A 1,492-nucleotide genomic window follows, 5' to 3' on the forward strand; every position below is an offset into this window, starting at 1 on the left:
CTCTTGTTGCTTACCCCACAATCCAGTAAGTGGTAGAACTATCCTTTTTCGTCACTCCATCATTCTTTTACCAAGTACAGGAATATTAACCTGTTGTCCATCGACTATGCATTTCTGCCTCATCTTAGGCCCTGACTAACCCTGGGTGGACGAACCTTGCCCAGGAAACCTTTCCCAATAGGCGTCGAAGATTCTCACTTCGAATCGTTACTCATGCCGGCATTCTCACTTTTAATCTCTCCACCAGTCCTCACGGTCTGACTTCAACGAAATTAAAACGCTCTCCTAACGCACATAATGTGCCCGTAGCTTCGGTATTGTGTTTGAGTCCCGTTACATTATTGGCGCAAGATCTCTTGACTAGTGAGCAATTACGCACTCTTTAAAAGGTGGCTGCTTCTAAGCCAACTTCCTAGTTGTTTATGAAATCTCACAACCTTTCTCACTTAACACAATTTTGGGACCTTAGCTGACGATCTGGGTTGTTTCCCTCGCGAGCGTGGACGTTATCACCCACGTTCCGACTGCATAGCTTAATTTTAATGGTATTCGGAGTTTGATTATAGTCAGTACAGCTAGATGCCGCCATTCCACATTCAGTGCTCTACCCCCATTAAACAATACTATACGCTAGCCCTAAAGCTATTTCGAAGAGAACCAGCTATCTCCAGGTTCGATTGGAATTTCACCGCTATCCACAAGTCATCCGGGCACTTTTTAGCGTACTACGGTTCGGTCCTCCACTTAGTTTTACCTAAGCTTCAACCTGCTCATGGATAGATCACCTGGTTTCGGGTATATGCCAATATACTAAAGTCGCCCTATTCAGACTCGGTTTCCCTACGGCTCCGCTTTTTTCTGCTTAACCTTGCATATTAACATAACTCGCCGGCCCATACTGCAAGATGTACGCCATCACACTTTAACGTGCTCTGACTACTTGTAAGTAAATGGTTTCAGAATCTATTTCACTCCCCTCTCGGGGTTCTTTTCACCTTTCCCTCACGGTACTAGTTCACTATCGGTGTCTGATTAGTATTTAGCCTTACCGGGTGGTCCCGGCAGATTCAGACAGGGTTTCACGTGCCCCGCCCTACTCAGGATACATCTATGAGATTTTATGATTTCGTATACAGGAATATCACCTTCTATGTTGAAGCTTTCCAACTTCTTCTACTATCATAAAATTTTGTAACTCAATGTAAGATGTCCTACAACCCCTTTTTACAGGTTTGGGCTCTTTCGCTTTCGCTCGCCACTACTGACGAAATCATTATTTATTTTCTTTTCCTGTTGCTACTAAGATGTTTCAATTCGCAACGTGTCTCGCTAATTTGACTATGGATTCATCAAAATGCAACTGAGGTTTGCTCAGTTAGGTTACCCCATTCGGAAATCTCCGTATCATAGTTTATTTCCAACTCCATGAAGCTTATCGCAGGTAATCGCGTCCTTCATCGACTTTCAGACCCAAGGCATCCACCAAATACTC

At 43.9% G+C, this 1,492-nt stretch carries 1 rRNA gene; it reads right to left on the reverse strand.

The features are described 5' to 3' along the window. Positions 1–1,492: ribosomal RNA gene (locus C1746_RS21800) — 23S ribosomal RNA — on the reverse strand; the annotation flags it as partial.

This window comes from Euzebya tangerina, from assembly GCF_003074135.1.
Classification (GTDB): Bacteria; Actinomycetota; Nitriliruptoria; order Euzebyales; family Euzebyaceae; genus Euzebya; species Euzebya tangerina.